Raw genomic sequence first — 25,419 nt, forward strand, 5'->3', positions numbered from 1 at the left:
CATGAGAAATGAGGACATAATGCCTGACACGAAAATCATCGGCATCGACATCGGGGGAACGTTCACCGACTTCGTTTCCTACGATGCGGCGACCGGTACCATCGAAAACTGGAAGAACCTGACAACACCCTCCGAACCGATCGAAGGCGTGCTCCAGGGGCTCGCGCAGGTAGAGGATGTCACAAGCGTCGACAAGATCCGTCTCGGCACGACGATCGCCACCAACGCGCTGCTGACGAGGCGCGGCGCGAAGGTCGCCTATGTCACGACCACCGGTTTTCGTGATGTTCCCTTCATCCAGCGCGGCGATCGCCGCAGTCACTACGACATTACCTGGATCAAGACCAAGCCGTTGATGAAGCGCGCCGACACCTATGAGATCGGCGGGCGTTTCAGCGCCAAGGGCGAGCTTGTCACGGCGCTCGATGAGGCGGCCGTGCGCGAGGTGGCCGCAACGATCAAGGCCGACGGCACGATTGAGGCAATCGCTGTCTGCACGCTGTTCTCCTATATCGATCCGAGCCACGAGCAGCGCATCCGCGACATCCTTGCGGAAGAATTGCCCGGCATGCCGATCTCGATCTCTTACGAGGTGCTGCCGAAATGGAAGGAATACGACCGCGCCTCGACCACGATTGCCGACGCCTATCTGAAGCCCATCGTCTCCGACAATTTCCACCGCATGCAGAAGCGCCTCGATGGCATCGGCATCGGCGACAGGATCGGCGTGATCAAGTCGAACGGCGGTGAATCGACGCTGAAAGGTGCTGCAGAAGCGCCGGTGCAGATGACGCTCTCCGGCCCGACCGGTGCGGTCGTCGCCACCCGCGTCCTCTCCGAACTCACCGGCATCAAGAACCTCGTCACCTTCGACATGGGTGGAACCTCGACCGATTGTTCGACCGTCGTGGACGGCATGGAGCATGTGACGACGAGCTTCGAGATCGAATGGGGCTTGCCGATCCAGATCCCGATGATCGACATCCACACGATCGGCGCCGGCGGCGGCTCCATCGCCTGGATCGACAAGGGCGGCATGTTGCGCATGGGCCCGCAATCGGCCGGCGCTGCCCCGGGGCCCGCCTGCTACGGCCGTGGCGGCGAGAATGCCACGGTGACGGACGCCAATGTCGTGCTCGGCCGCATCAACCCCGACTACTTCCTCGGCGGCAAGATGAAGCTCGACGCCGGGGCGGCGCATCGCGCGGTCAAGACAATCGCCGACCAGCTCGGCCTCGATGTCGATGCTGCTGCCTTCGCCATGGTGCAGATCGCCAACAACAACATGCTGGGCGCACTGCGTGCCGTTCTCCTCCAGCGCGGCCTTGATCCGCGCGATTTCTCGCTCGTCGCCTCGGGCGGGGCGGGACCGGTGCATATCTGCGACCTGATGGATATTTCCGGCATTCCGCAAGGCATCGTGCCGAACTATCCCGGCCAGTTCTCCGCCTTCGGCTTCATCATGACCGATGCGCGTGTTGACCGGCATCGCACGGTGCAGCAGATCTCGAAATACTTCGACGGTGCCCGCGCCACGGCGGCGATGACGGAACTGGTGGATGGCGCCATCGCCGAGCTGGTCTCCCAGGGCTACCAGCAGAAGGTGGAGATCTACCGCTCCATCGAGGCCCGCTACTTCGGCCAGAACCACGAGCTGGAACTGAGCTTCCCGGCCAACCAGTTCACTGAGGAGACCATAGCAAGCCTCTGGGAACGCTTCCACGAGGAGCACCAGAACCGCTTCGGCTTCTCCATTCCGGGTGAGACCATCGAGACGGTCAATCTCAAGGTCGTCGCCGTCGCCGTCTCCGAAAAGCCGAAGATGCGGGAGCTCGAAAAGGGCGAAGGCACGCCGGCGTCCTCGGGCAGCCGCAAGGTACGCTTCGAGGACGGCTGGCACGAGGTGAAGACCTACGACCGCGGCACGTTCAAGCAGGGGCAGACCGTCGCCGGTCCCGCCATTGTGGAGGAAAGCGCCTCCGTCACCATTTTGCAGCCGAAACAGACGCTCCGCGTCGACCGGCTCGGCAATCTGATCATTTCGGCCTGAGGAGTACCATCATGGACTTCGTTACGATGAACATTCTGGAATCCAGCATGGTCTCTCTCTGCAAGGAGATGGGGATCGTGTTGATGAAGACGTCCTATTCGACGATCTTCAACGAGGCGCTCGACTTCACTTGCGGGCTTGCCGACATGAACGGCGACATGATCGCGGTCGCCGACTATTGCCCGGCGCAGATCGGCGGCATGCCGTTGCTCGTCAAATCCTGCCTCAAGGAAATCCCGATCGACGAGATCGAGGAGGGCGACGTCATCCTGCACAACGACCCCTATCGCGGGGGCCTGCACACGCCGGAGCACACCTTCTTCAAGCCGATCTTCGTCGATGGCGAGATCATGGGCTTTGCTGTCGCCATCGGCCATATCGCCGAAGTCGGCGGCATGGCGCCTGGCGGCTTCTGCGGCGAGGCGACGGAAATTTTCCAGGAGGGCCTTCGCATTCCGCCGGTCAAGATCAAGAAGCGCGGCAAGGACAATATCGAGGTCTGGAAGCTGCTTCTCGCCAACGTGCGTACGCCGCGCGTCAACTATGGTGATCTGCGCGCCCTCATCGCCGCCGTCGACCTCGGCGAAAAGCAGATGACGCAAATCTACCAGAAGTACGGCAAGGAGAAAATCAAGGAGACGGTCAACGACTTGCTGCTCTATTCGGAGCGCCGCATGCGTGCCGAACTGGAGGCGATCCCGGACGGCATCTATGCCTTCTCCGACAAGATTGAGAGCGACGGTATCGACGCCGACCGCACTTATACGGTCGCTGTCGAAGTGCATAAGCGCGGCGGCGAGATCATCGTCGACTATCACGGTTCCTCGCCGCAGGCCTCCGGCCCGATCAACGCAACGCTCGGCGTTGCCACATCGGCGGCCTACAACGCCGTGCTACACATGACCGACCCGACGATCCCGCGCAATTCCGGCTGCTTCCGGCCGATCCGCGTCATGGCGCCGCCCGGCACCATCGTCAACGTGGACTTCCCCGCGCCGGAAGTCGGCGGCAACACCGAAACCCATCCACGCATCGTCGGCACGATCCTCGGCGCCATGGCCCCGGCGATCCCGAACCGGGTGATGGCGGCGGAGGGTGCCACCCACTGCAACTTCGTCTTCGGCGGCGTCGATGCCGACACAGGCGAGTATTTCGCCTGTTACGACCTCGAAGCGGTCGGCTGGGGCGGCCGCGCCTTTGCCGATGGCAATGACGGCGTCGACTCGATCAACGGCAATTGCCGCATCACGCCGGTCGAAGTCTACGAGACGCGCTTCCCCTGGCGCATCGAAAGCCTCGCCTTCAACGTCGATGCCGGCGGTGCCGGCGAATATCGTGGTGGGGTCGGCTATTCCAAGCAGATGCTGTGCCTCAACGACGAAATCATCTGCTCGCAGATGACTGACCGGCACTTGCTGGCCCCCTGGGGCCTGAATGGCGGCACGGAAGGCGGCCTCGGCGCGACGCTGGTCATGAAGTCCGGGCGGAGCGACTGGCAGACGATGCGCGAAGCCTATGGCAAGGCCTCGACCAGCCGCTACTCCAACGTCTCCATTCGCCGCGGCGATCGCGTGCGGCTCGTCACCCCTGGCGGCGGCGGCTACGGCGAGCCTGCAAAGCGCGATCCGGCGGCGGTCGCGGAGGATGTCCGCGAGGGCTACGTCTCGAAGGCGGCCGCTCACAAACACTACGGCTATCAGGAGGCCTGAGACCATGAAGTTTTCGCTGAACGGGCTTTACATTGAAAGCTACACCAAATGCGCCAATTGCGGCGTGCTGATCTACGAGGCCTCGGCCGAGGATTCCGCCCGCAGGAAGACGCATGACGGGAGCATCTATTGCTCTCAGGAATGCGTCGACTGGAAGATCGACCGGGACGCCCGCCGCGCCAAGGCCGCAGTCTAGCAATCGATGCGCCGGCCCCGTCCGTCAGGGATGGGGCCGACAACTTCAAGCGCCGCGACAAGCGCCGCGCCATAACAAACTGTCCAAGGAGATACCCATGTCCACGAACGCTGCCTTCACGGCGCGGCGCGCAGCCGCCATTCCGGCCGGCCTGTCGAAACATCTCGACGTCTATATCGAGAAGGCGGAGAACGCCGAACTGTGGGACGTCGAAGGCAAGCGCTACATCGATTTTGCCGCTGGCATCGCCGTCAACAACACCGGCCATCGCCATCCGAAGGTGGTCGAGCGCGTGCGCAACCAGCTCGACAAGGTCACGCACACCTCGTTCCAGACCACGCCCTATATCGACTATGTCACTGTCTGCGAGAAGCTGAACAAGCTGGTGCCGGGTGACTTCCCGAAGAAGACTTTTCTCGTCTCCACCGGCGCCGAGGCCGTGGAGAACGCCGCCAAGATTGCCCGCGCCGCGACCGGCCGCTCGGCCTTTGTCGCCTTCTCCGGTGCCTTCCATGGCCGCACGCTGATGGCGATGACGCTGACCGGCAAGACCAATCCTTACAAGGCCGGCTTCGGCCCGCTGGTGCCGGATGTCTTCCACCTGCCGTTCCCGATCCCCTATCACGGCATTTCCGAGCAGGAATCCCTGACCGCCCTCGACCGCTTCTTCCGCTCCGAGGTCGATCCGACGCGCGTCGCCGGCATTTTCGTCGAACCGGTGCAGGGCGAGGGCGGTTTCTACCCGGCGCCCGTCACGTTCCTGCGCACGCTGCGCGAGATTTGCGACAGGCACGGCATCCTGTTGATCGCCGACGAGATCCAGACGGGCTTTGCCCGAACCGGAAAAATGTTCGCGATGGAACATGCCGGCGTTGCCGCCGATATCGTCGTCATGGCCAAGGGCCTTGGCGGCGGCTTCCCGATCGCCGCCGTCACCGGCCGCGCCGATGTCATGGACAAGATCCCGATGGGCGGCGTCGGCTCCACCTTTGCCGGTAACCCGCTATCCTGCGCCGCGTCGATCGCGGTGCTTGAGATCATCGAGGACGAGAAACTGATCGACCGCGCCAACGAGGTCGGCCGCCGGCTGAAGGCGGTCTTCGAGGGCTGGCAGGAGGGCAACGAATTTTCCTGCATCGGCGAGGTCCGCGGCGTTGGTGCCATGGTGGCGATCGAATTCGTGCGTGACCGCGAGACGCGCCAGCCCTGGCCTGAACTGGTGAAAGCCATCACGCACACCGCTGCCGAAAAGGGCCTGCTGCTGCTCTCCTGCGGCGTGCATGGCAATGTCGTGCGTGTGCTGACGCCGCTGACCATTCCCTTCGACCATCTCGACGAAGGCATTGCCATCCTCAAGGACAGCCTGCGGGCGGCACTGGAAAAGGTGGAGCGCGGACAATGACGCTCGCGCTGCTTCACGACAAGGCCTTCATCGATGGCGCCTGGGCCGGGGCGGACACGGGCTCGACCTTCGAGGTTTGCAATCCGGCGACGGGCGCGGTTATCGCGCGCGTCGCCGATCTTGCGACCGCCGACGTCGAGCGGGCGATCCTTGCGGCCGAGCGCGCGCTCGTGGACTGGCGCCAGCGCCCGGCCAAGGAACGGGCCAAGCTACTGCGCGCCTGGTTCGACCTGATCACTGCCCATACCGAGGATCTTGCCCAGATGATCACGGCCGAGCAGGGCAAGCCGCTCTACGAGGCACGCGGCGAGGTCGCCTTCGGCGCCTCCTTCGTCGACTGGTTCTCGGAAGAAGCCAAACGCGTCTATGGCGACGTCATCCCGTCGGCCGGTCGTGACCGGCGTTTCATCGTGTTGAAACAGCCGATCGGCGTTTGCGCTGCCATCACGCCCTGGAATTTCCCGCTGGCGATGATCACCCGCAAGGCGGCGGCCGCACTCGCCGCCGGCTGCACCATGGTCGTCAAACCCTCCGAGGAAACGCCGCTGACGGCGCTCGCAATGGCCGAGCTTGCCCGGCAGGCCGGCATTCCGGCCGGCGTGCTCAACATCGTGCCGTCGAAGGATGCCGCCGGCATCGGGCGCCTGCTCTGCGAGCATCCGGTGATCCGAAAACTTTCCTTCACCGGCTCGACAGCAGTCGGCAAGCTCCTGATGCGGCAGTGCGCCGATACGCTCAAGAAACTGTCGCTGGAACTCGGCGGCAATGCACCGTTCATCGTCTTCGACGACGCCGACCTCGATCTCGCCATCGCCGGTGCTATCGCCTCGAAATTCCGCAATTCCGGCCAGACCTGCGTCTGCACCAACCGCATCTATGTGCAGGACGGCATCCACGCTGCCTTCGTCGCAAAGCTGACCGAGCAGGTTGCTAGCCTGAAAGTCGGTGACGGCGCCGCGCCGGAGGTGGTGCAGGGGCCGCTCATCAACGCAAAAGCCGTGGCGAAAGTGGTGGAGCTTGTCGGCGACGCCGTGGATCGCGGCGCGCGCATCGAGACTGGCGGCAAGCCGCATGCGCTCGGCGGCACCTGGTTCGAACCGACTGTGCTGAGCGGAATGCAGGCGCCGATGCGGCTGGCGCAGGAAGAAGCCTTCGGTCCGATCGCTCCGGTCTTTCGCTTCAAGGACGAAGCGGAAGTCATCCGCCTCGCCAACGACACGCGCTACGGCCTGATGGCCTATTTTTACGCCCGTGATGTCAACCGCATCTGGCACGTCCTCGAAGAATTGCAGTTCGGCATGGTTGGCATCAACGAAGGCCTGATCTCCACCGAGCTTGCCCCGTTCGGCGGCATCAAGGAAAGCGGTTTTGGCCGCGAAGGCTCCAAGTACGGCATCGAGGAATATGTTGAGCTGAAATATGCCTGCTTCGGCGGGCTGAAGGTGGGGTGAGGCATGGCGCTTATTATTCGCCAGACAGGAGCAGGCCCAGAAAGGGACTAAGATGCCAGATCGAAAAGTCGCCCTCGTCGTCGGTGCATCGCGAGGCCTGGGTCTCGGGCTCGCCCATGCCTTCGTCTCACGCGGATGGGAGGTGATAGCGACCGTACGCAGCGCGCATGGCCGCGGCGCCCTGGAAACCCTTGCCGGCAATGGGTTGGTTTCCATTGCGCACATGGACATCAACAAACCAGAAGACGTAACGGCCCTTCGGAAGATGCTCTCGGCGCGCGCGCTCGACGTTTTGTTCGTCAATGCGGGCGTTGCTATTGACCCTTCCATTGCCGCGGAAACCGTCTCGACACAGGACTTCGTGGACGTCATGGTCACGAACGCGCTTTCTCCGCTGCGCGTCATTGGAGCGCTCCACGATTTGGTCGATCCCGAAGGCGTTGTCGCAGCGATGTCTTCGGACATGGGCAGCATCAACGACAATGCCGGCGGCGGATGGGAGATCTATCGCGCCAGCAAGGCGGCCCTCAATCAGATGATGAAAAGTTTCGCGATCCGCAAAGGAGACGGGCGAACCTATATCGCCATGTCGCCGGGATGGGTACGCACGGAGATGGGTGGCAATGGGGCGCCGCTCGACATAGAGACGAGCGCCGCGGGAATTGCCGAGACGCTGATCGCCCGTTCGGGCGCTGGTGGCATTCATTTCGTCGATTTCCGCAACCAACCCCTTGCTTGGTAGGCGCTGTGCAGACGGCGTGACGTCGCGCGCAGTTGTTTCCTGCCCACAGTGCGTCGCTCGGCCTTGCCGATCATCGTACTCGCGTTACCAGGCCTGTTTCTTTCCGGCTGGCGGTCGTCGGGTTAACGACCCGACGTTGCCCGATCCAGGCACGGCAGCTTGGCGCTCATGTCGGTCGTCGGCGATTGTCGTGCAGGCTCCTAAAAGCAGACGTCAGAATTCCTTCGAATTGGCAGAGAGTGTGAATGAGGCTTTCACGTCGATCGTAGAAGAAACTGACGAGGCATCGACTTTCTGGAGCGTGCCCTCGCTGGTGTAGATGTCAGGACGAATCCCCTGTGCCAAAAGCTGGTGCCCATCCCCTGTGATCCGCCAATCGGCATCCAACATAAGGTATCAGTCACAAAAATCGTCGAAATCAATCGGCATGGAGAATCCGACCTTCACACGGTCGATGATGACCGTTGTCTCGAATCCCTCGATGGGTTCACGCAAAAGGAATTTCCGAATAAAGGCCTCGTCACTCTTGCGACATTACCCGCGGCAATTTCGTTGTCCGATGGAATAAAAGCGCTTCCCGAATGTCCACATGGGTGGAAATCACTCCATGCATGGAAGGACATATCGAATGAAACATGCTTCTGTTTTCCTCGCATTCGCGGGGCTCGGTTACCTTTTCGCAGCCGGCCCGGCGTTCGCGCATGCGCATCTCAAGAGCGCCAACCCGGCCGACAAGGCGATTATATCGACCTCCCCGATGGCGCTGACGCTCGACTTCACAGAGGGACTGAACCTCGCTTTTTCCGGCGCCAATCTGCAGGACGCTTCGGGTTCGCAGGTCCAGCAGGGCAAGGCGCAACTGTCGAACGGAGACGAAACCCTCACCATTCCTCTGCAATCGGCGCTCAGGCCGGGCGACTATACGGTCAAATGGCATGTTCTTTCGGCCGACGGTCACAAGACCGACGGCAGCTACAGCTTCACGGTCGAGCCTTGATCGATCCGCAAGGGCTATGGATTTTGGGTCGTGCCGTTATCGACACCGCCCTCATGGTGCTCTGGGGGTGTTGCGCGTTCTTTTCTGCCGCTACGCCGCCATCCCTCTGCGCCCTCCTGATCCGGCGCTTTTCAGGGGTCTCCGCAATTTGCACAATGATGGTGGCGGCAGGTGTCCTGGTCGTCCTTCCGGCGCAGATCGCTGTCGTAACCGATGATTGGCGCGCGACCGTTGACCCGCGAACGCTCTGGTCGTTTCTCACGCTGACGACCGGTGGACGGGCATGGGATATGCTCGCCGCAGGTTCGTTACTGCTTGGACTGGCCCGTTGGCTCATGCCACGTCGCCAAACTCTTGCGGCGGTTTTGGCCGGCTGTTCCTTGGCGAGCCTTTCCCTGACAGGGCACGCAGCAATGAGGACAGGCTTTGAGCGCACTCTTCATACCGGCATCGACATCGTCCATGTTCTTTCCGCCGGAGCATGGTTTGGCGGTCTTGTTGGTTTTGTATTTGTCATGCGGGCGGCACGCGACGTTGCTCATCGTCCTCAAGCATTGGTCGCGCTGTCCCGATTCTCTACGCTAGGCCACGTTGCCGTCGCACTGGCGATCTTGAGCGGCGTGGCCAATAGCTTGCTCATCCTCGGTCATTTGCCGACAGATTGGCGGTCGCCCTATCAGGCAAGGCTCCTCATCAAGATCGGACTTGTCGCGATCATGTCGCTCGCGGCCATCGTAAATCGCTATGTCTTCGTTCCCCTCTTGCGGAGAAAGCGCCGCGAGGCAGAAACCGCGTTGCTAGCCGGCGCTGCCTTCGAGCTCTTGCTTGGCGCGATCGTTATTGCACTGGTTGCCGCCTTCGGAACCATGGATCCGTCTTGATCCACGTGCCTCAGGGTTCAAAAACGGCAATCACAAATCTGTTATCGAATAGATTGCTCACCCTGAAGGACAACGTCCTTCGAAGTATCACAGGGCGTGCGTCGCAAAAGCCTATCTGATCGCGCGACAGGGGCGTTAGCGCCGACTGAGAGAGAAAGCTTTCGCAAAGGGCTGCATGGATTCTAGTTGACGGCATCCAAGGCCGCCCGTGTTGCATCTTCATCTTAATACTGCAGGCGACTGGGCCCGGTTCGGCATCGCCAAGAAAAATTTCAGTTCGCGCGGAATAATCCGCCGTCTGCGGTGTCTACCCTTCTGAACTCTTCGAGAGAGAACAGGAGATAACGATGACCGCCTTATTTCGCAGTACCTGGATTCTGGCAACCACATCGCTGCTCACCGTCGTCTCGGTGTCGGCCTTTGCCCAGGATGTGCCAGCCCACCATCACCAGACCGTATCCGGCCTGACGGACGAAGCACCGTTTCTACAGGAAAACGACGCAGCCATGGTGAAAATGATGAACGACATGGCGGTCAAGCCGACAGGTGATGTCAATCGCGATTTCGTCGAGATGATGCTCCCGCATCACCAGGGAGCGATCGACATGGCCGTCGCGTACCTGCGCTACGGCAATAACGAGCAGCTCAAGCGGATCGCGCAAGAAATCATTGTCGATCAGCAGCAGGAGATCGCGGCCATGCGCATGGCGCTTGGCGACCCGCTTCCCGCCTCCGACGCGGTTCCGACGCAGGTCGATCCCAAGGATGCGAAGACAACACAGAGCCCTCACGAAGAGACGTCATCGAAGGCCCCGGCCATGCAGATGATGATGATGAAGCCCGCCAACTGAAAAGGACCGAGACATGAGAACCAAACTGAAGATACTTGCTCTTCTGGCAAGCACCATGATTGCCCCCGTGGCAGCTTTTGCCGGCCAGGCGCCCGGCCTCGCCTCCGACCCGGACATTCCGATCAGCCACAAGGACCGCGTCTATGCGGCCGAGCAGTTCTCCAACACGGTTTCTGTCTCCGACCCGGTCGACAACAAACTCCTCGGCGTCATCAAGCTCGGCGATCCACAGCCCGGCAACCTGAGCCCCCTCTACAAGGGTCAGGTGCTGGTCCACGGCATGGGTTTCTCTCCGGATCACAAGACGCTCGCGATCGTGTCGATCGGCTCCAATTCGGTTACTTTCATCGATACGGCGACCAATGCCGTGAAGCATACGACCTATGTCGGCCGGTCCCCGCATGAGGCCTTCTTTACGCCCGACGGCAAGGAAGTCTGGGTGACGGTCCGCGGCGAAGACTATATCTCCGTGATCGACGCGAGCACTTTCGAAGAAAAGACCCGGATCAAGGTCGCTCCTGGCCCCGGCATGCAGATCTTCTCGCCGGACGGCAAATACGGCTATATCTGCTCTTCCTTCAATCCGGATGTCGCCATCGTCACCGTCGCAGACCATCAGATCGTCGGCCATGTGAAGCAGGTTAGCCCCTTCTGCCCGAACATTGCCGCCTCCGCCGACGGCAAACAGGTGTGGTTCACGCTGAAGGATGTCGGCAAGACGCAGGTCTTCGATGCCGAGGCGCCCTTTGACCTCATCAAGACCATCGACACCGGACCGATCACCAACCACGTCAATCTCGTCGTCAACAAGAACGGCAGTTTTGCTTACGTGACCGTGGGTGGCCTGAACGAAGTGAAGGTGTATCGCACGGATAATTTCGAGCAGGTCGCGACTATACCGGTCGGAAACCTGCCGCACGGTATCTGGCCGTCGGGCGATGGCACGCGAGTGTATGTTGGCCTCGAGAATGCCGACCAGTTCGCCGTCATCGATACGCTGACCAACAAGGTTATCGCCAACATCCCGATCGGCCAGGCGCCGCAGGCGGTCGCCTACGTTCCGAACGCGGTGCCCGAAGGCGATGGGATGCAAAACCTCGTGCCGCTCGGCGGGGCGGGAGACGCCGCTCACCTGAAGCTCGCGGCCAAGGGTGACAAGGACAAGCAGCAGTCGACGAGCGTCACCCTCTTCAACCAGGGGCTGACGCAGGTTCTGCAGGCTGCTGTCGCTGGCCTCGATCCGAAGAAGCCTTACGTGCTTGCGCTTTCCGAAAAGCGCGATGGCAGCGGTCAGCTCCAGGGCCTTGCAGCATTCATGACCAATCCCGCCGGTTCGGCTATTGTTAACGCGGTCGGTCCGATCCGACAGATCGTCGAAGCCAAGCACAAGGACGAGAAGCGCTATCTCGTCGTTGCCACCTCTGCCGATGGCAAGCCCGGCGAGATTGTGCAGGTTCAGGCAGAGTAAGTGAAACTGGCCCGCCTCGCTTGGGGCGGGCCAATCCACGGGTAGCAGATGTGTGATGGATGATCTTCTTTTCCAGGTCGAGCCGATGATCCCGGCATTACGACGCTATGCCCGCGGTCTCGTTCACGATGCGGTCGCTGCCGACGATCTCGTGCAGGACTGCCTTGAACGCGTGATCTCTCATTGGCACCGGCGCCGAAATGATGACGCCCGCACCTGGGTGTTCGCTATCCTGCATAATCTTGCAGTCAGCCGGCTGCGGCAGGCCGCCCGGCGCGGTCCGCATGTTGCCATAGAAGAGATCGCAGATGATCTCATGGCGCATCCGCCGACACAGGAGGACGACCTTGCAAGAGCGGACGTCGTCTCGGCGATCCAACAACTGTCGGAAGAACAGCATAGCGTGCTGCTGCTGGTAGCTGTCGAAGACCTTAGCTACGCCCAGGTCGCCGAAGTATTGGCGATCCCCGTCGGAACCGTGATGTCGCGACTGTCGCGCGCGCGCGAGCGTCTGCGGCAGATATTGGAAAGTCCCGCCAGGGGGGCTAGACCGGGCTCGCATCTGCGGAGGGTGAAATGACGGATAGGCCAATCACAGAGGACGATCTCCATGCCTATATCGACGGCCGGCTTGACGCTGCCCGAAGCGAGGAGGTCTCTGCGTATCTCGACAAGCACCCGGATGTCGCCAATCGTTTTGCGTCCTATTCCGTCCAGCGCACTCTTTTGCAGGGCGCCTTTGATCCCGTCGCTGGCGAGCCAGTCCCATCAAGGCTCAATCTCAATCACATGATTGCCACCAGACGGCAAAACAGGGTCTCCAACTGGCGGTTTTTAGCAGCAGCAGTCGTGCTTCTGTTCGCTGGCGGATCCGGCGGCTGGTACATGCACGACATGATGGTCCCTCCAACCGAAGGTGTGGTCGCGCTCGCCCGGGAAGCCTCGGACAATTTCGCCACCTATGCAGGAGACAAGACCAGGCCGGTGGAGCTCCGGGCCGACAATACGGTCGAACTGGTTGGCTGGGCGACTGAAAGGATGGGGCGCAAGCCTGTCCTGCCAGACCTGTCGAAGTCCGGCTATCGGCTGATGGGCGGTCGCGTCGTTTCCACACCTCATGGGGCCGGCCTGATGCTGATGTACGACAATGACCACGGCACGCGCCTTGTCATGTTGACAAGACCAATGACCGTGGACCAGACGCGAACGATGACGCCCCATACCCAAGGCAAGGTTGACGGCTGGGCTTGGGCGTCGAACGGTATGGGTTACAGTCTTGTAGGCTCATTGCCCTCTGAAGCACTGCACCCACTCGCTGATGATATCCGCAGGCAGGTGCAGGGCGAGGCCTAACCGTCAACTGCCCTGAACCACCCCCGGTGGACGGGACAGACGCTGGACGGGTTGGGGGGCAGGGGCCCGAGATTGATGCCGCAAGCGAGCCGATGTGCCGAAAATCGTTTCGCGCGGACTGGCGCCGCGCTGCGGCACAGGAGCGGGCGGAGATTCCAAGCATCATCTTTAATTTGAACGGAACGACTGCTTCATGATCCATTCGACTGGAAGGACCGACCGGTCTCGGCCCCAACGCGGTCGGTCAAACTCGGCAAGGACCGGCGCGGCGAAGATCGTTTCACCACCCGGCAGATGATCGAAACCGAACAGCGCCTTCACCGGGCGGCGGAGCGGATCGATTTGGACGAGCGACACGCGGTGAGTAGCGTACATCGCGAGGCAGCGCTGGCGCGGGCTGCGCAATGCGGGCTTGTCCTGTCAGGCGAGCAGACCGAAGCGCTGGATCACATCACCGATGGCCGCGGTCTTGGTGTCATTGTCGGCTTTGCCGGAACCGGCAAGAGCGCCATGCTGGGCGTTGCGCGCCAGGCATGGGCAGTGGCGGGGTACGAGGTCCGAGGCGCGGCACTCTCCGGCATCGCGGCCGAGAATCTCGAAAGCGGTTCCGGCATCTCGTCACGCACCATCGCCAGTATGGAGCATGGCTGGGGACAGGGCAGGGATCTGCTCACCGCCCGCGATGTCCTGATGATCAACGAGGCTGGCATGGTCGGCACGCGCCAGTTGGAGCGCGTGCTCTCCCGTGCGGCGGACGTTGGGTACCGAACGACAAAGTTACGGTCAACGGCTGGTTCGCTGGCCCAGGCAATGTCGTCGAGGCCATCAAATCCGGTGACGGCAGGGTGCTGCATTCGTCCGATGTCGCAACCCTGGTCGCCGCCATGGCAGGTGGGTGGGCCGCCTGTCGCGCTCACACCCCTTGCCGACAAGACCGAGGCGCTTAAGTGCCATACGCGCGAAATCTACGGGTTCGACCTTCACCGGTAGACCGTGGACGGCCGCAGCATGAGACAGGACAAGTTTTATGAAGCCGATGTCTATGCCTAGCGTCATCGGTCCAGCGCCTTGGGCGGCCCGATCACGACCGAAGCGAATGAGCCGTTCTCGATCGAGTGCAAAAATGTTGCATTTGCCAAGATGCCTTTGCAGCATATCAAGGGCTGAGGCCTTGGAGCGGCGAGGGGACTTGCCTACATCGCACATGTCGTCGATATGAAGATCGATGAGTTCGCCGAAGGTCTTCAGGCGCGCTATACGGGACTTGGTCGGCGTCTCACCACGATCGACTTGGCGCTCGGTTTCGGTCGCCCAGCGGCGTGCGTCGTCTCGGTCTCGCTGACATAGCGACCTTTGCGACGGACTTGGACACGCCAGGAACCGGACGAGAGCTTTGTGTAGATGGCCATTTTTTCGTGTGCGCTCCGTGTGCACTGACAGAACGAAACGTGGCGAAAAGGGTCGTATTCTGGCGTAAAGAGGCGTATCCGCGATTGCGACTAACGAATTGATGTAAAAAAATGGCGAAAAATCAAGAACATAGCGTGGCCGTGGCCCCGATGGTGGATTGGACGGACCGGCATTGCCGGTTCTTCCATCGCCAGCTGACGAACCGTGCGCTGCTTTACACCGAAATGGTGGTGGCAGACGCGGTCCTCCACGGCGCGCGCGATCGGTTGCTTGGCTTCGATGCGGTGGAACATCCGGTCGCCTTGCAGCTCGGCGGTTCCGATCCCGCGAAACTTGCCGAGGCCGCGCGCATTGGCGAGGCCTTCGGCTATGACGAAATCAATCTCAATGTCGGCTGCCCGTCCGACCGCGTCCAGTCGGGGACGTTCGGGGCCTGCCTGATGAAAGTGCCCAACCTTGTCGCCGAGTGCGTCGAGGCGATGAAAGCGGCGGTGACCATCCCCGTCACCGTCAAATGCCGCATCGGTGTCGACGAACAGGACCCGGAGCCGGCGCTCGATGCACTGGCGAACGGGGTTTTCAATGCCGGCGCCGACGCCTTGTGGGTGCATGCGCGCAAGGCGTGGCTGGAAGGGTTGAGCCCCAAGGAAAACCGCGATATTCCGCCGCTCGACTATAACAGGGTCTATCGGCTTAAGGTTGAAAAACCGAGCAAATTCATCGGGATCAATGGGGGTATTCAGTCACTTGAAGAGGCGCGGGCGCATCTAGAACAGGTTGACGGCGCCATGCTTGGCCGCGCCGCCTACCACACGCCAGGCATTCTGGCCGGCGTCGACGCCGGCTTCTACGGCGCAAAGCCCGAGGCGTTCGATTTCGCAGCGCTTATCGACGCGATGGCGGGTTATGCAGCGCGCCACATCGAACAGGGCGGACGGCTCGGCCATGTCACCCGCCATATGGTCGGGCTGTTCCATGGGTTGCCCGGTGCACGCCGTTACCGCCAGATCCTGTCGACCGATGCAAACCGGCCCGGTGCCGGGCCTGATGTGCTGAAGACGGCGTTTGCGGCCGTCGAATTTGGCGCAGGGACCGCCGAAGCGGCCTGACCTGGAGCAATTCCAGGAAAAGTGTGGAACGGTTTTCCGTCCGTGAATTGCGTCAAGTTCACCGTCTCCGTGAAACGGTGGATTGCTTTAATCCCTGAGAATCATGCGGTCGCCGCGCACGTCGAAGCCCGACAGCGAGCCGATGAAGTTCATGCCGAGCAGGCTCTGGCTCAGCATGCCAGGAGCCGCGACCATCACCGACATGTTCTTGCGCACGATGCCGCCGATCGCCACCGCGTCGGTCTTGACCGCCGCGGCGCGCGCCATGCCGTTGGCTGTCGAAACCGGTATGGTGTAGTTGAGCGCGGCGGGGTTGAAGCCGGCGGCTTGCGCGTCTTCGGACGTCAGCACCGTGCTGGTCGCGCCGGTATCGACCACGGCCCGCACCGGGTTGCCGTTGACCAGGATGCGCGCCTCGAAATGGCCGTTGTCGGCCTTGTCGAGGGTCACGGTGGCGTGGCCGTCTTCGACGCCAAGCGCCAGCGGACTGCCGGGGACGAGGCCGGCTGTCACCCGGCTGGCTACGTCCTGCAGTTCGTAGCGATACTGGTAGCCGGTGATCAGAGCGAGCACGATTGCCGCCCAGGCGCCAAGGTTGCGGGCCATCGCGCCCAGCGGGCGGCCTGACCGCAGCAGGCCGGCACCGATCAGCGCGCCGAAGGCGCCAAGCCAGATCAGCCGGCCGAAATCATAATTTTCCACGCCAAGCGTGCTGCCGGCGGAGTCGTTGAGCATGAGCAGGACCGCTCCCACGCCGATCACCGCCATCATAATCCAGAACAGCCGGCTGCTCATCCGTGCCTCGCTAGAGTGCGTCGCGTTCGCGCGCCATGCGGGTGCGGCGCGTTTCCCGGCGCGGCCGGCGCTCGACCGTTTCCAGCCGGGCCGGCAGTTCGGCCATCACATTGCGGCGCGTTTCGGGCGTCATCCCCATCCAGGCGCCGATTTCCTCGCGCGTGCGGCCGCAACCGAAACAGAAGCCGGTTTTCATGTCGATCGAACAGACGAGGATGCAGGGGGATTCGATGGCCGTCATGACTTTCTCACGAGCGACCCGTTTGGATTCCGCTCTTCCATCTCCACATGGTGCAACGGCAAAGCCAATGCAAGCCCTCGCGATCGCGCCCTCCCAGGCCATCTTTGCGGCAATCAAGGCGGATGTTTGGGAGAGGTTGTGCCGATCACGCAACGCGGCTATGCCGCTCACCAAATCCAGGAATGATTGCTCACGACATGACCAGCGCGCTACCTTTCGACGATTTTCGCAACCTGCTCGACAATTTGCCGGCAGCCGACCTCAAGGCGGAAGCGCGCGTGCATGCGCTGTTCGCCAAGGCGGACAAGCCAGCGCATTCGCTCGGCCGCATCGAGGAGATCGCCGCGTGGCTTGCGGCCTGGAGCGGCAGGGCTCCGCCCGCCGTGACAAGGCCGCTGATGGCGGTCTTCGCCGGCAATCATGGCGTGGTCAGGCATAGCATTTCGCCACGCCCGGTGGCGGCGACAGCCAATGCGGTCGAGCTTTGCGCGGCTGGTGGTGCGGCGATCAACCAGATCTGCATCGCCAACGATCTCGGGCTGAAGGTGTTCGATCTTGCGCTGCACATCCCGACCGGCGACATCACCGATGATGCCGCGCTTGACGAGCGCGGTTGCGCGGCGACCATGGCCTTCGGCATGGAAGCGATCGCCGGCGGCACCGACCTGCTTTGCCTCGGCGATCTCGGTGTCGGCAATTCCACCGTCGCCGCCGCGCTGTTTGCGGCACTATTCGGGGGCAGGGGTGCCGATTGGGTCGGCCCGGGATCCGGCGCCGATGCGGCTATGCAGGCGCGCAAGGCGGAGGTGGTCGATGCGGCGCTGGCGTTTCACAGCGACCATCTAGAGGACCCGCTGGAAGCGTTGCGCCGGGTCGGCGGCCGCGAGTTCGCGGCGATAGCCGGCGCCATCCTCGCCGCGCGGATGCAAAAGATCCCGGTGCTGCTCGACGGCTTTGCGGCAACGGCCGCCGCGGCGGTGCTCTATGCCGCGAACCCCGCAGTGCTAGACCATTGTCTTCTCGCCAGCTTGTCGCCGGAGTCCGCGCATGCAAGAGCCGCCGAGCTGCTTGGCTTCCGCCCACTGCTCGACCTGGGCATAAGCCACGGCGAGGGGTCGGGGGCGGCACTTGGCGCAGGTCTGGTCAAGGCGGCGGCGCTGACCAGTTCGGGCATGGCGGCAGCTGTTCGGGGCTAAGCCCTCGGCGTATCAACGCCTGAGATTGGGGATACGATAGACGACCGAGGTATATTTCGGATTGGATCGTGTCTCGATGACCGACCCGCCAAGGCCTTCCGCGATTCTCCTGCTCGCCACGTTCTTTTCGGCAACGGGGTATTGGAAGCAATCCGGATCGAGTCGCTCGGAAGCCCACTCAACAACAGCGCCAATGGCCTCACGGCCAATACCGTCTCCTTGAGCGTCTTCCCTTATCCAAATACCAAGCTCAGGAGATACCGTCTTTGCCGCGTGAAGGCCGACAAGCCCCAGGCAGCGATCGTCCGCCACCGAACGCGCGACGAAATGCAAATCCGACCCACTACGGATCAGCGTCAGCCAGGATCGCCATACTTGCGCGAAGGCCGCCGGTGATCGAGGTGGTTCCCATTGCATGAAGCGGGTGATTGCGGGCGTGATGGCGGCAAAGACCTCGTCCGCATCGTCAGGCGTAACCAGCTTCAGGCAAAGCCGCTCCGATCTGATTTCAATGCCGCGGGCATCCCAATCTGCGGTCATTGCGGTCTGCGTTCCTCTTCCGGGCCGGGCGCGTGCTGCTCGGCAGGGGGTATCTATCGCCGACGGGCCGCTACTGCCGCGGTCGGCAACGCCGGCAGCTCTTCCATCACCCGGCTCAGCGGGAAGATGGCAATCGCCTCGGTGCCTTCGCGCAGCTTGGAATGGAGCTCGAATTGGCCGCCATGCATGGCAAGCAGCCCTTGCACGATCGGCAGGCCAAGTCCGGTGCCCTGCTCGGCACTCTTGATGGCGATCGAGCCTTGGCCGAAGGCTGAAAGCACGATCGGAATCTCGTCCTCGGGAATGCCGGGGCCATTGTCCTTGATCGAAATGTATTGCCCGCCGCCCGCCGTCCAGCCGACGCGGACGCGGATTTCGCCGCCGGTGGCGGTGAATTTAATGGCGTTGGACAAAAGGTTGAGCGCGATCTGGCGCACGGCGCGCTCGTCGGCGAACAGACGCGGCAATGTCTGTTCGAAATCCTGGATGACCCGGATGTCCTTGTTGCGCGCCTTCAACTCCATCATATGGCAGCAATCCTCGACGATGTTCAGCAACATCACCGGCTCTTCGTTGAGCTGGTAGCGGCCGGCCTCGATACGCGACAGGTCGAGGATCTCGTTGATCAAGTCGAGCAGATGCTGGCCGGAGTCGTGCACGTCATGGGCGTAGTCGCGATAAGTGGGGTTGCTCATCGGCCCCAGCACTTCGTTCGCCATCACCTCGGAAAAGCCGAGAATGGCGTTGAGCGGCGTGCGCAATTCATGGCTCATCGAAGCGAGGAAGCGCGACTTCGCCAGATTGGCATCCTCAGCCCGCCGCCGCGCCTCGTCCGACATCGATTTCGCCGTCTCGAGTTCGGCGATCAGTGCGTCCTTTTCGGAGCGGAACGACAACAGCATCAGGGAGGAGCGGTTGATGTGGTGGGCGACATAGGCAAAGAAGGGCAGCGACAAGACAAGCAGCCCGGCCATGATCGCCTCGACGGGCATCCACAGCCTGGTGCCAACATAGGCATAGAGCGCCACTGGCATGGCAAAGGTCGCCAGCAGCACGCCGCTCAGGGATGAGGCCATGACCGCGGTCCCTGCCATGGCAAACAGCAGCACCACGGCCTTGACCACCTGGAACTGGTCGACATCGCAGGCGCCGCAGCCAAGCCAGACGAACCAGGCCCAGCCGAGACCGCAAAGGAAATGGCCGGCCAGGAATTCCCGCCTCGCTTGCAAGGGGTTGAGCTCGGAAGCTTCCGTCCGCTCGACGCGCCGCGCCATGAAGACGACGATCGTATAGGAGATGAGCGTGAACAGCGCCCAGAACCCGATCTCGTTGCCGACGCCGGCGAGCCGGCCGGCTGCTGCGATCGCCAGGACGAGCAACGGGATGACCACGGCACCGCTTGTCATGGCGCGCGCGTGTAGTTTCAGCAGTTCGCGGTCGAAATCGAGATTGCCGGCCTGCTGCGAAAGACGGTCGCGCGTCTTGCGCACCGCGCGCGCGACATCGCTGTTGCGATGCCGTTTCCTGCGGTCCACAATGAACTTGTCCGCTGTGTTCGAGCGTTGCAAGGGCATCAAAAACTTCAATTTATACGTGCAGCGGTTTCAAGGTGTTAAGCTACGTTCGAATGATTAACCAACCGTTTGCCATATGAGCCGTTCCTGGTCGCCAAGATCGCGCCGACGGTACGCACCGGTGACCAGGAGCCCGTGGCGGCGGCTTCTGGATTATGGGCTTACGACAATCATTCTGGGGTTGCTGATCCTGCTGGCGGCACGTCTCGATCGGGTGGAAACGCGCCAGACGCAGGGTGCTGCGATCATCAATGACGGCGATTCCATCACACTTGGCGCCGAGCGCATCCGCATGCGCGGCATAGATGCCCCGGAATACACCCAGACCTGCCGCAGGAACGGTGTGGATTATGCCTGTGGCACGCTTGCGCGCCAGTCGCTGGTGCGCCTAATCGCCGGCAGGCCGGTCACCTGCAGCGGCTGGCAGCGGGATCGCTATGGCCGACTGCTTGGCGACTGCAAGGCCGGCGGCACGGATCTCAACCGCGCCCAGGTCGCGGCGGGCTGGGCCGTTGCCTTCGGCGACTACGAAGGTGAGGAAGCGACTGCCCGCGCGGCAAAGGTCGGTATCTGGGCGGGTACATTCGACCGGCCGCAGGACTGGCGCGACAGTCATCACGGCGAGGTGGTGGAGCGAAAACACGGCACGCTGGCGTCGATCGGCGACGCCGTGCGGGAGATTTTTCGCTTCTGGTGAAGTGCCTTGGCTGGGAGGGAAAAGGGAGGATCGAATGAAGCTTTACGACGGCGGCCGGGCGCCCAATCCGCGGCGGGTTCGCGTTTTCCTTGCAGAGAAGGGGATCGCGGTTCCAATCGTGTCCGTCGACATGGGCGCGCTGGAGCACAAGAGCCAAACAGTGAGTTCGCGCAACCCTTTGCAACGCCTGCCGGTGCTGGAACTTGACGACGGCACGATCATCACGGAATCCGTCGCCATCTGCCGCTATTTCGAGGAGTTGCAGCCCGAACCGGCCCTGTTCGGACACGGCGCGCTCGGCAAGGCGCAGGTCGAGATGTGGCAGAGGCGGATGGAGCTCAATCTGCTGAGCAGCGTCGCGCAGGCCTTTCGCCATATCCATCCTGCCATGAAGGAATGGGAAATCCCGCAGGTTCCGGAATGGGGCGAGGCCAACAAGCCGAAGGCGGTCGAGTTCCTGAGGATCCTCGACCGCGAGTTGGCGAGCCGTGAGTTCGCCGCCGGCGACAGCTATTCGATTGCCGATATAACCGGCCTGATCGCGATCGACTTCATGAAGCCGGCCCGCATCAAGGTGCCGGAGGAATGCACCAATGTGTTGCGCTGGCATCAGGCGGTCTCCAGCCGCCCGAGTGCCGCCGCTTGAGTATGAAACTGGACAGTTTTGCAGCAGAGGTCCGAGCCTGCCGCATCTGTGTCGAAAACCCTATCGGCAAGCCGCTGCCACATGAGCCGCGACCGGTATTGCGTCCCTCGTCCAGCGCCCGCATCCTGATCGCCAGCCAGGCGCCGGGAACCAAGGTGCACCTATCAGGCATGCCGTTCACCGATGCTTCCGGCGACCGCCTGCGCAACTGGCTTGGTGTGACCAGCGACGAATTCTACGACATCGAGAAATTCGCCATCGTGCCGATGGGGTTCTGCTTTCCCGGCCAGGATGCCAAGGGCGGCGACCTGCCGCCCAGGCGCGAATGCGCGCCGGCTTGGCGCGCGCCCTTGATGGCCCTGATGCCGCGAATAGACCTCGTGCTGACGATCGGCATCTATGCGCAGTCCTGGCATATGGGCGCCGCGCGCCGCCCCTCGCTGACGGAAACGGTGATGGACTGGCGTGCCATCTGGGAGAGTTCCAGCGGAGCGAAAGTGCTGCCGCTGCCGCATCCATCCTGGCGCAACAGCGGCTGGCTGAAGCAGAATCCATGGTTTGAAATGGATTTGCTGCCTTTCCTTCGGTCGGAAATCCGCTATCGCATTGGCTAGGCGTTCAGCAAGAAATCACTCGCTTTAACGGCGATTGGCAGAATTTCTTTCTTGTGGAAGCCTCGAATAAGAGGGATTATAGACAAACTATTCCCCTAGGAGCCTCTAATGGACCGCCTTGACCGAAAGATCCTACGTCTCCTGCAGGAGGACGCGACGCTCGCGGTGGCCGATGTCGCCAAGAAAGTCGGCCTGTCGACCACGCCCTGCTGGCGCCGCATCCAGAAGCTCGAGGAGGAGGGCGTCATCAAGCGGCGCGTGGCCATTCTCGACCATGAGAAGGTCAATGTGCGGGTCACTGTCTTCGTCTCGATCCGCACCAATTCACATAGCCATGAGTGGCTGCGGCGGTTTTCCGAGGTCATCCAGGAATTTCCCGAGGTGGTCGAGTTCTACCGCATGAGCGGGGACGTCGATTATCTCTTGCGCGTCGTGGTGCCCGACATCGCCGCCTATGATGCCTTCTACAAGCGGCTGATCGCCAAGATCGAGATCCGTGACGTGTCGTCGTCCTTCGCCATGGAGCAGATCAAGTACACCACCGAAATCCCGCTCGACTATATGGTGCTGGACAAGGAACCGGGTGCCAACGCTGCCTGAGCGCCAACCCGTTAGAGCATTTCACCGTTTCACGGAAACGGCGAAATGCTCTAACTCTTTGTTTTGACGCAATTCCGGACGGAAAACCGTTCACACTTTTCCTGGAATGCTCTAGTTCTTCTTTTTGTTGAGAAAACTCCAGGGCGAATTCACCGGCAGGGTGATGGTGTCAGGCACAGTGTCGACACCGACGACCTCCGCCTTGCGCACGGTATAGCCGGACTGGATGACGCTGACGCCATCCAGAATGAACAGTTGGCTTTTCTCCATGTCCGGCTTCAGGGCGCCGGTGACGGCGACCGACTGGTAGGCTTGCGACATCTTGTAGGGGTGGGCTGGCGTGACCAGCACGATCTGGTTGGGCGGTGGCGTCGGCATGTGACTGCACGCGCCCGTCCATGGCACCAGCAGGAACTGATAGACGAGATCGCCGTCGCGATCGACCGGCAATGCATATCCGGCTAATTGTACGGTCTTGTCCTGCAGATCGACGGAGAGCGTCTCGCCATGATCGGGCAATTTTGCCGCGATCATCGGCAGGCCGGCGTCTTCGGCAACGGCCTGGGTCGCCGGGCGCAAATCCTTCCAGAAAATTTGCATCGTCTCGGCCGAGGCGCCGGCAGCGGGGAGAGACAGCGCGGCCGCGAGCGCCAGGATTGATTTGAAATGGATGCTCATGCCGCTTCCTTTACGGGCGAGTAAAGACGCCGTGCCCAATGACGTCAATGCTCGAGCCGCATCACATGTCGGCGAGAACCGGCCATGCCGGCCTCGCGGAAGCCACACGATGCAAACATGTCGCGAAAACCCATGAAACGGTAACTCGGCGACGCCTCGGCCACCGGATAGGCCTGAATGACACGCGCGCCCTTGGCGAAGGCATGATCGATGGCGGCATCGAGCAATGCCGAAGCAAGGCCGCCGCCGCGCAAAACCCTCGGCACATAGAAGCAGACGATCGACCATACGCCGCTCTCGCGATCATCCTGCTGCTTTGAAAGCTTGCGATAGGTCTCGCGTGGCGCGACCGAGCACCAGCCGATGGTCTTGCCGTCGAGCATCGGCGACGATGCCGACCGGGTGCTGGCATCGAGGAGTGCCATCATCCGCCGCTTCTTCTCGTCGCTCTGGACGTGCCCGCGGCCGGACTGCCGCCAGGCCATGCACCAGCAGTATTTTGGCGACCCCGGCTGCTCGAACAGAGCCTCGAAGCTGACAAGGGTCGCCCGCGCCACCTCGGTGAAGCGGATGTTGGCGAGGTCAAACGTTTCTGGCGGCGATCCGCGCGAGCGTTTTGGCATCGGTCAGTTCCTTCACGGCATCCTTACCGATCCAGCGTGCCGTCTTGTCGGGCGATCGAGCGAGCCGTTCAGCGACAGCAAGGGCAGCGCCATGCATGGCCATCGATCGCTTGCCGATGGAACGAAGCGCCCAGTTCACGGCTTTCTTCACGAAATTACGGTCGTCGGTGGCATGCGCCTCGATGATCGGCAGGAAGGTGAGAAAAGTCGCCTCCGGCTCTTTCTTCCGGTGGACCACAGACCAGGCCATCATGGCAAAAGCCGTGCGTCGAACGAATTCCCGTTCGTCGGCCGCGAACTCGCCGATCAGTTCCTTCCAGGCGTCCGTGTCGACGAAGAGGTCAGAGACGCCGTCGACGATATCCCAGGAATCGAAACTGGCCGCCCATTGCCTTGCGTTCGCGGCAGAAAACCGCTTCGGGTCGGCGGTGACGGAAGCGATGAACTGCGCCTCCATAATGCCTGACTCCCACAGCTCAAAAGCGCGCTCATGGTTGCGTTTGATCTTCCGAGCGATCTGCCGCTGGACGCCATGTGGAATTCCAAGCGCGCGTTCGATCTTGATACCGTAGCGCAGCATGCCAAGGCGATTTTCCTCCGAGCCGATCAAGCGCAGATGCGCGACGATTTCGTCGGCACTGGATTGGGGCGAAAGCTCGGCCATCGCAAATCCTACTTCTCCAGCCGCGCCAGCAGCGAGGACGTGTCCCAGCGCTTGCCGCCCATGGCCTGCACGTCCTTGTAGAACTGGTCGACAAGCGCGGTCACCGGCAGCTTGGCGCCGTTGCGATCAGCCTCCTCCAGGCAGATGCCGAGATCCTTGCGCATCCAGTCGACGGCAAAACCGAAATCATATTTTCCCGCATTCATGGTCTTGTGCCGGTTTTCCATCTGCCAGGATCCGGCCGCACCCTTGGAAATCACCTCGATCACCTTCTCGATATCGAGCCCGGCCTTCTTGCCGAAATGGATGCCTTCCGACAGGCCCTGCACCAGCCCGGCGATGCAGATCTGGTTGATCATCTTGGTCAGTTGGCCGGCGCCCGCCGATCCCATAAGCCCGACCATGCGGGCATAGGCATCGATCACCGGCCTAGCCCTGTCGAAGGCGGCCTGGTCGCCGCCGACCATGACGGTCAGCACGCCATTCTCGGCACCGGCCTGGCCACCGGAGACCGGCGCGTCGAGGAACGAGAAGCCGCCGGCTTGCGCGGCCTCCGCCAACTCGCGCGCGACCTCGGCCGAGGCCGTGGTGTTATCGATGAAGACCGAACCTTTCTTCATCGAGTTGAAGGCACCATCCGGGCCGGTCGTCACCGAGCGCAGATCGTCGTCATTGCCGACGCAGGAAAAGACAAAGTCCTTGTCCTTGGCGGCCTCCGCCGGCGTCACCGCAAGGCTGCCGCCATGCTGGCCGACCCATTGCTCGGCCTTGGCCCTGGTGCGGTTGTAGACGGTGACGTCGTGGCCGCCCTTGTTGCTGAGGTGTGCCGCCATGGGGTAGCCCATAACGCCAAGACCGAGAAATGCCACAGATGCCATGAGCTTGCCCTTCAGACGAAAACGAAATTGTTGCGAAAGCTCTAGGCTCTGCGC

At 62.0% G+C, this 25,419-nt stretch carries 26 protein-coding genes and 1 pseudogene; 19 read left to right on the forward strand and 8 right to left on the reverse strand.

Annotated elements, in window-relative coordinates; genetic code table 11:
• The first annotated feature begins 19 nt into the window (after window positions 1–19).
• The 14 genes and pseudogenes from EB231_RS20780 (at window position 20) to dusA (ending at window position 15,619) form a co-directional block, all read left to right on the forward strand.
• Window positions 20–2,050, forward strand: a complete 2,031-nt coding sequence (locus EB231_RS20780; RefSeq protein ID WP_172350507.1) for a hydantoinase/oxoprolinase family protein — start codon at window positions 20–22, stop codon at window positions 2,048–2,050.
• An 11-nt stretch (window positions 2,051–2,061) separates the two neighbouring features.
• On the forward strand, window positions 2,062–3,759 hold the full coding sequence (locus EB231_RS20785; protein WP_172350508.1) for a hydantoinase B/oxoprolinase family protein: 1,698 nt from the start codon (window positions 2,062–2,064) through the stop codon (window positions 3,757–3,759).
• Between the two features lie 4 nt (window positions 3,760–3,763).
• Window positions 3,764–3,955, forward strand: coding sequence for a hypothetical protein (locus EB231_RS20790; protein WP_172350509.1), 192 nt, complete (start codon window positions 3,764–3,766; stop codon window positions 3,953–3,955).
• Window positions 3,956–4,052: 97 nt separating this feature from the next.
• The gene (gene gabT, locus EB231_RS20795) at window positions 4,053–5,357 is read left to right on the forward strand and encodes a 4-aminobutyrate--2-oxoglutarate transaminase (protein WP_172350510.1); all 1,305 of its coding nucleotides are present in this window, start codon (window positions 4,053–4,055) and stop codon (window positions 5,355–5,357) included.
• Window positions 5,354–6,808, forward strand: coding sequence for an NAD-dependent succinate-semialdehyde dehydrogenase (locus EB231_RS20800; protein ID WP_172350511.1), 1,455 nt, complete (start codon window positions 5,354–5,356; stop codon window positions 6,806–6,808). Before gabT ends, EB231_RS20800 begins: the two co-directional genes overlap by 4 nt.
• Window positions 6,809–6,860: 52 nt before the next feature.
• Entirely contained in the window at window positions 6,861–7,550 is a 690-nt protein-coding gene (locus tag EB231_RS20805; protein ID WP_172350512.1) for an SDR family NAD(P)-dependent oxidoreductase, read from the forward strand.
• Between the two features lie 628 nt (window positions 7,551–8,178).
• Window positions 8,179–8,547: a copper homeostasis periplasmic binding protein CopC gene (gene copC / locus EB231_RS20810; RefSeq protein WP_172350513.1), complete on the forward strand. Its 369-nt coding sequence runs from the start codon at window positions 8,179–8,181 to the stop codon at window positions 8,545–8,547.
• A complete protein-coding gene (gene copD / locus EB231_RS20815; RefSeq protein WP_172350514.1) occupies window positions 8,544–9,428 on the forward strand; it encodes a copper homeostasis membrane protein CopD in 885 nt (294 codons plus the stop codon). Before copC ends, copD begins: the two co-directional genes overlap by 4 nt.
• 347 nt (window positions 9,429–9,775) lie before the next feature.
• Complete coding sequence (locus EB231_RS20820; protein WP_172350515.1) at window positions 9,776–10,279, forward strand: DUF305 domain-containing protein; 504 nt, start codon at window positions 9,776–9,778, stop codon at window positions 10,277–10,279.
• A 13-nt stretch (window positions 10,280–10,292) separates the two neighbouring features.
• Window positions 10,293–11,747 carry a YncE family protein gene (locus tag EB231_RS20825; RefSeq protein ID WP_172350516.1) on the forward strand — a complete coding sequence of 485 codons (1,455 nt, stop codon included), beginning with the start codon at window positions 10,293–10,295 and terminating at the stop codon, window positions 11,745–11,747.
• Between the two features lie 55 nt (window positions 11,748–11,802).
• Window positions 11,803–12,327 (forward strand): sigma-70 family RNA polymerase sigma factor, encoded by a 525-nt coding sequence (locus EB231_RS20830; protein ID WP_172350517.1) that lies wholly within the window; start codon window positions 11,803–11,805, stop codon window positions 12,325–12,327.
• Window positions 12,324–13,100 (forward strand): anti-sigma factor family protein, encoded by a 777-nt coding sequence (locus EB231_RS20835; RefSeq protein WP_172350518.1) that lies wholly within the window; start codon window positions 12,324–12,326, stop codon window positions 13,098–13,100. Before EB231_RS20830 ends, EB231_RS20835 begins: the two co-directional genes overlap by 4 nt.
• Before the next feature lie 243 nt (window positions 13,101–13,343).
• Window positions 13,344–13,862, forward strand: a pseudogene (locus EB231_RS20840) (AAA family ATPase); the annotation flags it as partial.
• Window positions 13,863–14,620: 758 nt separating this feature from the next.
• Complete coding sequence (dusA, locus tag EB231_RS20845) at window positions 14,621–15,619, forward strand: tRNA dihydrouridine(20/20a) synthase DusA (protein WP_172350519.1); 999 nt, start codon at window positions 14,621–14,623, stop codon at window positions 15,617–15,619.
• An 87-nt stretch (window positions 15,620–15,706) separates the two neighbouring features.
• On the opposite strand, the gene EB231_RS20850 is transcribed toward dusA, so the two are convergent.
• Both EB231_RS20850 and EB231_RS20855 read right to left on the reverse strand, forming a co-directional pair.
• Window positions 15,707–16,414 (reverse strand): TIGR02281 family clan AA aspartic protease, encoded by a 708-nt coding sequence (locus EB231_RS20850; RefSeq protein WP_172350520.1) that lies wholly within the window; start codon window positions 16,412–16,414, stop codon window positions 15,707–15,709.
• Window positions 16,415–16,424: 10 nt separating this feature from the next.
• The gene (locus EB231_RS20855; protein ID WP_010909481.1) at window positions 16,425–16,655 is read right to left on the reverse strand and encodes a DUF1289 domain-containing protein; all 231 of its coding nucleotides are present in this window, start codon (window positions 16,653–16,655) and stop codon (window positions 16,425–16,427) included.
• 197 nt (window positions 16,656–16,852) lie between these two features.
• Here EB231_RS20855 and EB231_RS20860 point away from each other — a divergent pair, with 197 nt between their 5' ends.
• Window positions 16,853–17,851, forward strand: a complete 999-nt coding sequence (locus EB231_RS20860) for a nicotinate-nucleotide--dimethylbenzimidazole phosphoribosyltransferase (RefSeq protein WP_172350521.1) — start codon at window positions 16,853–16,855, stop codon at window positions 17,849–17,851.
• A gap of 12 nt (window positions 17,852–17,863) precedes the next feature.
• On the opposite strand, the gene EB231_RS20865 is transcribed toward EB231_RS20860, so the two are convergent.
• Both EB231_RS20865 and EB231_RS20870 read right to left on the reverse strand, forming a co-directional pair.
• Window positions 17,864–18,391: a GNAT family N-acetyltransferase gene (locus EB231_RS20865; RefSeq protein WP_172350522.1), complete on the reverse strand. Its 528-nt coding sequence runs from the start codon at window positions 18,389–18,391 to the stop codon at window positions 17,864–17,866.
• Window positions 18,392–18,444: 53 nt separating this feature from the next.
• Window positions 18,445–19,965 carry a sensor histidine kinase gene (locus EB231_RS20870; protein WP_172350523.1) on the reverse strand — a complete coding sequence of 507 codons (1,521 nt, stop codon included), beginning with the start codon at window positions 19,963–19,965 and terminating at the stop codon, window positions 18,445–18,447.
• 76 nt (window positions 19,966–20,041) lie between these two features.
• Between EB231_RS20870 and EB231_RS20875 the strand changes: the two genes are divergently transcribed.
• From EB231_RS20875 to EB231_RS20890, 4 genes are all read left to right on the forward strand, one after another.
• On the forward strand, window positions 20,042–20,662 hold the full coding sequence (locus EB231_RS20875) for a thermonuclease family protein (protein ID WP_172350524.1): 621 nt from the start codon (window positions 20,042–20,044) through the stop codon (window positions 20,660–20,662).
• A gap of 34 nt (window positions 20,663–20,696) precedes the next feature.
• Window positions 20,697–21,308: a glutathione S-transferase gene (locus EB231_RS20880; RefSeq protein WP_172350525.1), complete on the forward strand. Its 612-nt coding sequence runs from the start codon at window positions 20,697–20,699 to the stop codon at window positions 21,306–21,308.
• Window positions 21,248–21,922: a uracil-DNA glycosylase family protein gene (locus EB231_RS20885; RefSeq protein WP_172350526.1), complete on the forward strand. Its 675-nt coding sequence runs from the start codon at window positions 21,248–21,250 to the stop codon at window positions 21,920–21,922. The genes EB231_RS20880 and EB231_RS20885 overlap by 61 nt, the downstream gene beginning before the upstream one ends.
• Before the next feature lie 108 nt (window positions 21,923–22,030).
• Complete coding sequence (locus EB231_RS20890) at window positions 22,031–22,522, forward strand: Lrp/AsnC family transcriptional regulator (RefSeq protein ID WP_172350527.1); 492 nt, start codon at window positions 22,031–22,033, stop codon at window positions 22,520–22,522.
• 111 nt (window positions 22,523–22,633) lie between these two features.
• On the opposite strand, the gene EB231_RS20895 is transcribed toward EB231_RS20890, so the two are convergent.
• Genes EB231_RS20895 through EB231_RS20910 form a run of 4 tightly spaced genes read right to left on the reverse strand, consistent with a single transcriptional unit; the run spans window position 22,634 to window position 25,365 of the window.
• Entirely contained in the window at window positions 22,634–23,200 is a 567-nt protein-coding gene (locus tag EB231_RS20895) for a DUF3299 domain-containing protein (protein WP_172352975.1), read from the reverse strand.
• A 44-nt stretch (window positions 23,201–23,244) separates the two neighbouring features.
• Window positions 23,245–23,823: a GNAT family N-acetyltransferase gene (locus EB231_RS20900; RefSeq protein ID WP_172350528.1), complete on the reverse strand. Its 579-nt coding sequence runs from the start codon at window positions 23,821–23,823 to the stop codon at window positions 23,245–23,247.
• Window positions 23,783–24,487, reverse strand: a complete 705-nt coding sequence (locus EB231_RS20905; protein WP_172350529.1) for a DNA alkylation repair protein — start codon at window positions 24,485–24,487, stop codon at window positions 23,783–23,785. Before EB231_RS20905 ends, EB231_RS20900 begins: the two co-directional genes overlap by 41 nt.
• Before the next feature lie 8 nt (window positions 24,488–24,495).
• The gene (locus EB231_RS20910) at window positions 24,496–25,365 is read right to left on the reverse strand and encodes an NAD(P)-dependent oxidoreductase (protein ID WP_172350530.1); all 870 of its coding nucleotides are present in this window, start codon (window positions 25,363–25,365) and stop codon (window positions 24,496–24,498) included.
• Window positions 25,366–25,419 lie beyond the last annotated feature (54 nt).

It is taken from the genome of Mesorhizobium sp. NZP2298 (genome assembly GCF_013170825.1).
Classification (GTDB): Bacteria; Pseudomonadota; Alphaproteobacteria; order Rhizobiales; family Rhizobiaceae; genus Mesorhizobium.